Origin of the sequence: Porticoccus sp., assembly GCF_041592135.1 — a bacterium.
Taxonomy (GTDB): domain Bacteria; phylum Pseudomonadota; class Gammaproteobacteria; order Pseudomonadales; family Porticoccaceae; genus Porticoccus.
In genome coordinates this window covers 1-8379 of record NZ_JBFHQR010000112.1, presented here as the reverse complement: position 1 = coordinate 8379, position 8379 = coordinate 1, and the positions used below count along the sequence as shown (strand labels likewise).

The 8379-nt window shown below is 62.0% G+C and carries 7 protein-coding genes; 6 read left to right on the top strand and 1 reads right to left on the bottom strand.

Annotated features, from left to right (window positions below):
- On the bottom strand, positions 1 to 2734 hold a 2734-nt coding region (locus ABY948_RS09760), incomplete at its 3' end, for an NAD-glutamate dehydrogenase domain-containing protein (RefSeq protein WP_461482345.1).
- Positions 2735 to 2917: 183 nt separating this feature from the next.
- Between ABY948_RS09760 and ABY948_RS09755 the strand changes: the two genes are divergently transcribed.
- The 6 genes from ABY948_RS09755 to ABY948_RS09730 form a co-directional block, all read left to right on the top strand.
- Positions 2918 to 3877, top strand: a complete 960-nt coding sequence (locus ABY948_RS09755) for an AAA family ATPase (RefSeq protein ID WP_461482344.1) — start codon at positions 2918 to 2920, stop codon at positions 3875 to 3877.
- Between the two features lie 3 nt (positions 3878 to 3880).
- Positions 3881 to 4816 (top strand): DUF58 domain-containing protein, encoded by a 936-nt coding sequence (locus ABY948_RS09750; RefSeq protein ID WP_461482343.1) that lies wholly within the window; start codon positions 3881 to 3883, stop codon positions 4814 to 4816.
- Positions 4813 to 5304, top strand: a complete 492-nt coding sequence (locus ABY948_RS09745) for a DUF4381 domain-containing protein (protein ID WP_461482342.1) — start codon at positions 4813 to 4815, stop codon at positions 5302 to 5304. Before ABY948_RS09750 ends, ABY948_RS09745 begins: the two co-directional genes overlap by 4 nt.
- Positions 5298 to 6284: a vWA domain-containing protein gene (locus ABY948_RS09740; RefSeq protein ID WP_461482341.1), complete on the top strand. Its 987-nt coding sequence runs from the start codon at positions 5298 to 5300 to the stop codon at positions 6282 to 6284. The genes ABY948_RS09745 and ABY948_RS09740 overlap by 7 nt, the downstream gene beginning before the upstream one ends.
- Positions 6284 to 8191: a VWA domain-containing protein gene (locus tag ABY948_RS09735; RefSeq protein ID WP_461482340.1), complete on the top strand. Its 1908-nt coding sequence runs from the start codon at positions 6284 to 6286 to the stop codon at positions 8189 to 8191. The genes ABY948_RS09740 and ABY948_RS09735 overlap by 1 nt, the downstream gene beginning before the upstream one ends.
- A 6-nt stretch (positions 8192 to 8197) precedes the next feature.
- Positions 8198 to 8379 (top strand): hypothetical protein (locus ABY948_RS09730; RefSeq protein ID WP_461482339.1); only part of this gene is annotated, 182 nt, incomplete at its 3' end.

Sequence of the window (8379 nt, the reverse complement as noted above, 5' to 3'; positions counted from 1 at the left end):
CCGCCACCACCAGGTAGGGATCGTCGTAATCCCGGCGCACCACCGATTTGGGGGGTATCACCTCCCCCGCCATCACATTGTCGGTGAGATCCAGCAGGCCGGAGACAAACATCCGGTAGCAGGCGATCCCCTCCTGTAGCAGCTGTTCGCGGCTGGCGTTGCGCGGCACCTGTTTGGCGACAAAACCGCCCTTGGCGCCGGTGGGCACGATCACGGCATTCTTGACCTGCTGGGCCTTGACCAAGCCGAGAATTTCGGTGCGGTAATCCTCCAATCGGTCGGACCAGCGCAACCCGCCCCGCGCCACCTTGCCCGCCCGCAGATGCACCCCTTCCATGCGCGGGGAATAGACGAAAATTTCAAACAGTGGACGCGGCTCCGGGGCATCACTGAGTTCCCGGGGCGCCAGTTTTACCGAGATATAGGGCTTGTTCTCGCCGCTGTCGTCCGGCTGGAAAAAATTGGTGCGCTTGGTGGCGTTGATCAATTGCAGGTAACTGCGCAGTACCCGGTCGGCGTTGAGGTTGCTGACCTGATCGAGAATTTCAAGAATTTTGTCATTGAGGCGCTCGGCACGGCCGTATTCCTCGCCGTGGGATTCCAACAGTTTCGGGTCGAACAGACAGCGAAACAGCGCCACCAGGTTGCGCGTCACCTCCAGGTTGGCCGCCAGGGTATCGGCGATAAAATCCTGGCTGAAATTGCTGCCCAGCTGTTTCATGTAGCGGGCGTACAAGCGCAACAGCGCCGCCGTGCGCCATTCCAGCCGGGCGCCCACCACCAGATTGTTGAAGCGATCATTTTCGGTCTGCCGCGCCCAGACCGCCACGAAGGCATCCTGAAAGGCATTGCGCACCAGCGACACATCCACATCCACATCCAGTGCAAACCGCAGGGTGAAATCGTGCAGCCAGATGTGGCCGCCCGGGTGGGGCAGAATCTGGTAGGGGTGTTCGCCCAGCACCCGGAAACCGAGGTTTTCCAGCATCGGCACCAGCTCGGACAACTCCAGCTGCTGCTCCCGGTGAAACAGCTTGAAGCGCATCACATTGCGTTCCGCGCCGACCGGCTGGTAGAAACTGGTGGCGATCTCACCTTCGCCCCGCAGCTTGTGGAACAGCCCGATATCGTGGATGGCCGAACGGTGATCAAAGTGGTCCCGGTAGCTGGCCGGGAAGGCATCCCGGTAGTTCTCGGCCATGATGCGGCCCTGCTCCTCACCCCACTGTTCCAGAGCGGCCACCTCCAGGTCATCGCCCCAGTCCTGGGTGATGGAGACGATACGGTTGACCAGCGCGCGCCGGTCGACGTCCCGGTGGCGACTGGAGTCGATCCTCAACACATACTGGGTGCGCGCCAGGATGGACTCGGAAAAGCTGGTGTTGAATTCACATTCCTCCGCATCGAACTCCGCCTTCAATACCTCCTCGATGTGCGTGCGAATAGAGGTGCGATAGGTGTCCCGCGGCATGTACACCAGGCAGTTGACGAATTTTTCAAACGGGTCGACGCGGACAAACAGCCGCACAATGCGGCGCTCACTGATCTGCCAGATGCCGATCAGGGTCTCATAGAGTTCATCCACTGAAGAGTGGAACAACTCATCCCTGGGATGCACCTCGATCAATTGGCGCAGTCCCTTGAAATCGTGACTGCCCGGCAGAAAGCTGGTGCGCTCCAGCACGCGCTGTACGCGCTGACGAATCAGCGGTATCTGGAACGGGCTGATGCGATAGACCGCCGAGGTATACAACCCCATAAACAGGTATTCACCCACCACCTCACCCTGGCGATCGTAATGCTTGAGGACAATAAAATCGGCATAGGCCTGGCGATGCACCCGGGAGCGGCAGGACGACTTGGTAAAGGCCATCGGCGCCACATCCCCGTAAAAAGCCTGGATACCCGCGCTCAGTTCGGTGAGCAGAACCTTGTCACCGGTCAAATGGTGCCGCCTGAAAATACCCAGCTGCCGCTCTGTCACCGGTTTGAGGCCCGGCTGGTGGCGCCCTTTTAACAGCCGGAACTCGGCCACACCCTGGAAAATAAAGGCGCCGTCCCGCAGCCACTCCAGGAACGCAGCCAGCTCCGAGGCTTCGTCGTGGGGCAGCCTGGCGTGGTTTTCCCGCACTTCGCCGATCACCTTGTCGAGCTGCTCCGTCATCGGCCGAAAATCGTCGGTGACCACCTCCACATCCCCCAGCACGTCGAGGATTTCGTGTTCCAGCGCCTGCAGCTCGTCCCGCACGCTGTGCAGGTCCACATCAATGAAAATCAATGCCTCGGCCCGGCTGTCGGGATCATCTGCGCTGCCAAAGGGGTCAACCAGGTTGCCTTCAGCATCGCGGACCACATTGAGCACTGTGCTCTTGATCACCTGCACGTCCATGCCGGCGCGGTTCAGCAGGATGCGAATCGAATCCACCAGAAAAGGCATATCCCGCTGCAGGACAAAAATAGCCGTGGCATCGCTGACCCAGCCATCCTCTTCCAGCACCGGATTGAACACCCGCACCTTGGCGCGCCCCGGGTCGATCTTGCCGACAAAGTTGTAGAGGCTGCGCACGAAGCCCTGAATATCCTCAATGCGCTCTTCGGCCAACTCCTCCAAAGGAAACAGGTCAAACAGCTTGTGGGCAAAGGGCAGCAATTGACTGACCAGTTGCGGCGCATACAGGTGCCGAAACTGCTCCTCGAGACTGGAAAAGAAATCCCCCTTTGAAACTACCTGCATCGCACCCCTTCCTTTGATTATTTTTTTATCGATACCCGCCAATTATGCGCTCCTGCGCCTGATAACTGAACTTCGTCCAGCACCTACAGTCTAGATTAACCTCGTCGGGTCGCGCCTGTTTGGGTTGCCGGCCCATAGGCATTACAATCCATCGCCTCAACCAAACAAGAAGTAACCACCAGCATGATGTATCAGCAAAAAATCCTGCAACTCCGCGACTTCCTCAACGGCCAGATCGTCGGCCAACCGCACTTGATTGATCGACTGATTATTGCCCTGCTGGCCGATGGTCACCTGCTGGTGGAGGGCGCGCCGGGCCTGGCCAAAACCAAGGCCATCAAGACCCTGTCCGAGGGCATCAGCGGCGACTTTCACCGCATCCAGTTCACCCCGGATCTGTTGCCCGCCGATATCACCGGCAGCGACATCTACCGTCCCGAAGACGGCAGTTTCCAGTTCCAGCCGGGGCCGATTTTCCACAACCTGGTGCTGGCGGACGAAATCAACCGCGCCCCGGCCAAGGTGCAGTCGGCACTGCTGGAAGCCATGGCGGAACGGCAAATCAGTGTCGGGCGCAGCACCTACCCCCTGCCCCGGCTGTTCCTGGTGATGGCCACCCAGAATCCCATTGAACAGGAAGGTACCTACCCGTTGCCGGAAGCACAGATGGATCGCTTCCTGATGCACGTCAATGTGGATTACCCGGCGGCGGAAGCCGAGCGGGAAATTCTGCGACTGGCCCGCAGCGAAGCCCTGAACACCCCGACCGAGCCGGTGGAGGAAATTTCCGTGGAAACCCTGCTGGAGGCCAGAAAACAAGTGCTCTCCGTGCATATGGCGGAACCGGTGGAGGAGTATATCGTCCAGCTGATCCTCGCCACCCGCAACCCGGCCCAGTACGGCGAGCAATTGGGCAGCTGGCTGGAATACGGCGCCAGCCCCAGGGCCACCATTTCACTCGACCGTTGCGCCCGCGCCAATGCCTGGCTAAACGGCCGCGACTACGTCTCCCCGGACGATGTCCGCGCTGTCGCCCACGATGTGCTGCGCCACCGGCTGATTCTCAGCTTCGAGGCCGAAGCCAGCGGCATTAATCCGGACCGGGTGATCGACACCCTGATTGCCAACGTTCCCTCCGCCTGATCCATGACCGACCCGGACCTCAACAACCCGGCTATCGCCGATGTCGCCACCTTGGTGGGCATGCGCCATGGCACCAGGGAACTGAATTTTTTTCCCAGACTGATGGCGCGCACGGCACTGATGGGCGGCCACCAGTCCCGCAGTCGTGGCCGCGGCATGGATTTCGAGGAGGTGCGCCAGTACCAGCCGGGGGATGACATCCGCACCATCGACTGGCGGGTCACCGCCCGCACCCTCACACCCCACACCAAGCTGTTCCGGGAAGAGCGGGAGCGACCGGTGCTGATCGTCACGGATCTGCGCCCCGGCATGTTCTTTGGCTCCCGCGCACTGAAATCCGTGGTCGCCTGCCAGCTTTCCGCCGCCCTGGGGTGGGCCGGGCTGAATGCCAACGACCGGGTGGGCGGGCTGATCGTCGGCGCCCGGCAGCAGGTGGAAATTCGCCCCCGGCGCAGCCACCACGCGGTGTTGCAACTGATTCACCGGCTGCGGGATTTCAGTGAACTGTTGACCCGGCCGGACACCGGCCAGAACAGCATGGCGACTATCCTGCGGGACTGCCGCAGGGTGGCCCTGCCCGGCTCCACCCTGTTCCTGGTGAGCGATTTCCACGACCTCGACCGGGATTGCGAGCAACACCTGTTCGAACTGGCCCGCCACTGCGATATCACCTTCTGCCAGGTGTTTGATCCCCTGGAAAAAGCCCTGCCGCCCCCCGCCCTCTATCAGGTCAGCAATGGCGAGCAGCGCTTTGCCCTGAACAGTCGCGACGGCAAGTTGCGCCAGCAGTTTGAACAGCAGTTTCGGGATCGCCAGAGCAAACTGAGGCAACTGGCCGGCCAGCTGCGGATGGGCTTGCTGACCTTTGATACCGCCGAATCCGTATTGCCGGTCCTGCAACAGGCCTACAGCCGCAAAAAGAAGGGGCGCCGCCGGTGAATCCCCAGGATCCTTTGGCACAACTGCGGGATATCCACCTGCCGGAACCGGTGGGCTGGTGGCCCCCCGCACCGGGCTGGTGGTTATTGGCACTGCTGCTCATCGCCACCCTCATTTTCACTGTCCGCTGGCTGATCATGCATCAGCGCGCCAATCGCTACCGGCGCGAGGCCCTGCTGGCGCTGACGCAACTGGAAACCGCACACGCCCGGCAACCACTGGAACGGTGCCAGGCCATTCTGGCACTGCTGCGCCGCACCGCCAAAACCGCCTACCCCGGCCAGGGGCTGGAATCGGAACTGTTGCCGCGCTTGCTGACGCGCCTGAACCTGGGCTGTCGCAAACCGCCGTTTGACGAAGCGCTGCAACATCAGCTCCGGGATTTACCCTATCAGGCCAACCCGCAGATTCCCGAAGGGGCGCTGGACGGACTGCAAACCCTGGCAAAACACTGGATCAAACGACATCGCCGGGGTAGACCATGCTGAGCTTTGAGTGGCCCTGGCTGTTGCTGTTATTGCCGCTACCCCTGCTCTACCGGCTCCTGCGCCGCCGCACCGAAACCCTGACGCCGGCACTCAAGGCGCCGGTCTACGTTGCCCTGGCGGCCCGGACACAAACCCGCCGTCAGGCAGGTTACTGGCAGTGGCTCAGCCTGGTGCTGCTGATCCTCGCCTGGACCGGCACACTGCTGGCCGCCGCCCGGCCCACCTGGATCGGCGACCCGGTGGCACTGCCCAGCACCGGCCGCGACCTGCTGATCGCCGTGGATATTTCCGGCAGCATGCAGCAGACCGACATGGTGCTGGAGGGGGAATCCGTGGATCGTCTCACCGCCGTCAAACAGGTGGTGAGCGAGTTTGTGACACGCCGTCAGGGCGATCGCCTCGGCCTGATTCTGTTCGGCACCCGCCCCTACCTGCAAACACCGCTGACCTTTGACCGGCAGACCATGAATACCCTGCTCGGGGAAGCGCAAATCGGCTTTGCCGGCGACCGCACCGCCATCGGCGACGCCATCGGCCTGGCGGTGAAGCGACTGCAATCGCGGCCCCAGAATCACCGGGTGCTGATCCTGCTCACCGACGGCGCCAACTCCGCCGGGGAAGTACAGCCATTGGAAGCGGCTGATATCGCCGCCCACGAAGGCGTCACCATCTACACCATCGGCATCGGCGCCGACGTCATGCTGGAGCGCAGTTTCTTTGGCACCCGCCGGGTCAATCCCTCCCAGGATCTCGATGAAGGTACCCTGACAGCCATCGCCGACAAGACCGGCGGGCGCTATTTCCGCGCCCGCAACCCGGAAGAATTGCAGCAGATCTACCGGCAACTGGATCAACTGGAACCGGTGGAACAGGAGGCGGAAACCCTGCGCCCCAGCAAGGCGCTGTTTTACTGGCCGCTGAGCCTGGCGCTGCTGTCCAGCCTGTTGCTGGCCCCGCTGACCAGTCGGGGGAATCGCTGATGGCCGTGCTGACCACCCTGGCCGATTTCCATTTTCTGCGCCCGCTGTGGCTGCTGTCGCTGCTGCCGGCACTGGCCGCCGCCTGGTGGCTGTTGCGGCAACAACACCACGGCGGCAGCTGGCAGCAGGTGATCGCGCCGGAGCTGTGGCCGCTGCTGGTGGACGGCAGTGCCGTCAAACAGCGTCACTCACTGGTGGCCGCCGCCCTGACCGGCTGGATTCTGGCGGCCCTGGCCATGGCTGGCCCCACCTGGGAGCAGGCCCCGCTGCCGGTCCACAAACAGGAAAGTGCCCTGCTGGTGCTGTTTGATCTGTCGCCCTCGATGCTGGCCCAGGACCTGAAACCCAATCGCCTCACCCGCGCTCGCCTGAAGCTGATTGAGCTGCTGCAACAGCGCAAGGAAGGCACCACCGCGCTGGTGGCCTACGCGGACGACAGTTTCGTGGTCAGCCCCCTCACCGATGATGCCGCCACCATCGCGGCACTGGTGCCGGCCCTGGACCCGAACATCATGCCAGGCCAGGGCAGCAACGTGGAGTCAGCTCTCAGCAAGGGCATTGAACTGGCCCTGAATGCAGGACTCAACCGGGCCGATATTCTGTTGATAACCGATGGCGTGTCCCCCAACGCCAGGGACAAGTTGTCTTCCCTGCTGAACGATGTGGGGGATTTCCGCGTCTCGGTACTGGGCATCGGCACCCCGGAAGGGGCGCCCATTCCCCTCAGCCAGGGTGGTTTTGCCAAAGACAACGGCGGCGCCATCGTCATCCCGAAACTGGACCAGTCCGCCCTGCGACAGCTGGCCAGCGATTTTGACGGCCGCTACAGCGGCCTCAGCGCGGACGACAGCGATATTCTCTACCTCGCCAAGGGCTTCAGCATGGAACCCGGTTCGCCCGGCAAACAGCTGCAGCGCACCTTCGACAGCTGGCACGACCTGGGCTACTGGCTGGTGTTGCCCATGTTGCCGATTCTGTTACTGGCCTTCCGCCGGGGCCTGTTGGCGGGACTGCTGCTGTTACCGCTGCTGGGCAGTCCGCAACAGGCCCTGGCCTTCGGCTGGCATGACCTGTGGCAGACAGCCGACCAGCAGGCGGCCCAGGCGATGGCCAGCGGCGACACGCAGAGTGCCCAGCAGACCTTTAAAGATCCCGACTGGAAAGCCGCCGCCGCCTACCGCAACGGCGACTACGACAGCGCGCAACAGCTTTATCAGCAGGATGCCGCCAGCGCCCTGTACAACCGCGCCAATGCCCTGGCCAAAGCCGGCAAGCTGGAGGAGGCCCTACAGGGTTATGACCAGGCACTGGCCAAGAAGCCGGAAATGGAAGACGCACAGTTCAATCGCAAGCTGGTGCAACAGTTGCTCGAGCAACAGCAGAATCAACAGAATCAGCAGCAAGACCAGCAGAGCGATTCCGCCAACGACCAGCAGCAACAGAACCAGCAGAACCCGTCACAGTCCGGCGATCAGGCCGGTGAAAACTCGCCGCCTTCCGGGCAAAATCAGTCCTCGGACAATCCGCAGCAGGATCAATCCTCCTCGCCGCCACCGAAGGACGACAGCGAAAACAGCGACCAGCAGAGTTCAACCGAAAAAGCTCCGCAGCAGCAACAGTCGGAGCAACAGCCACCCTCTGAACCGCAACAACAGACCGGGCAGCCACAACCGGGCGCACCGGCAGACGCTGAAAAACAGCCGGCGGAGCCATCCGGTCAACCACAACAGGGTTCCGCCCCGGAGATGAGCGACGAGGAAAAACAGGCCATGGAACAGTGGTTGCGCAAAATCCCCGATGATCCCGGTGGATTGCTGCGGGAAAAATTCCGTTACGAAGCCAAAAAACGCAATTTCGAACAACGCCACGGCATTAACCCGCCGGGCAATACCGAGCAAAGATGGTAATCACCCATGACTATCGCCGTTAACCGGACATCCCCCTGCCAATGGCTGATCCTCGCCGCGCTGCTGCTCAGTTTTCACAGCTGGGCCGACAACCTGACCGCCACCGTGGATCGCAACCAGCTGGGCCGGGGCGAAATCGTTGAACTGCAGGTGCGCTACGACGGCCAGACCAGCAGCGACCCGGATTT

Excerpts from the sequence above, each read along its gene's own strand:
- ABY948_RS09755 (WP_461482344.1), top strand. The coding sequence starts at position 2,918 with ATGATGTATCAGCAAAAAATCCTGCAACTCCGCGACTTCCTCAACGGC.
- ABY948_RS09750 (WP_461482343.1), top strand. The coding sequence starts at position 3,881 with ATGACCGACCCGGACCTCAACAACCCGGCTATCGCCGATGTCGCCACC.
- ABY948_RS09740 (WP_461482341.1), top strand. The coding sequence starts at position 5,298 with ATGCTGAGCTTTGAGTGGCCCTGGCTGTTGCTGTTATTGCCGCTACCC.
- ABY948_RS09735 (WP_461482340.1), top strand. The coding sequence starts at position 6,284 with ATGGCCGTGCTGACCACCCTGGCCGATTTCCATTTTCTGCGCCCGCTG.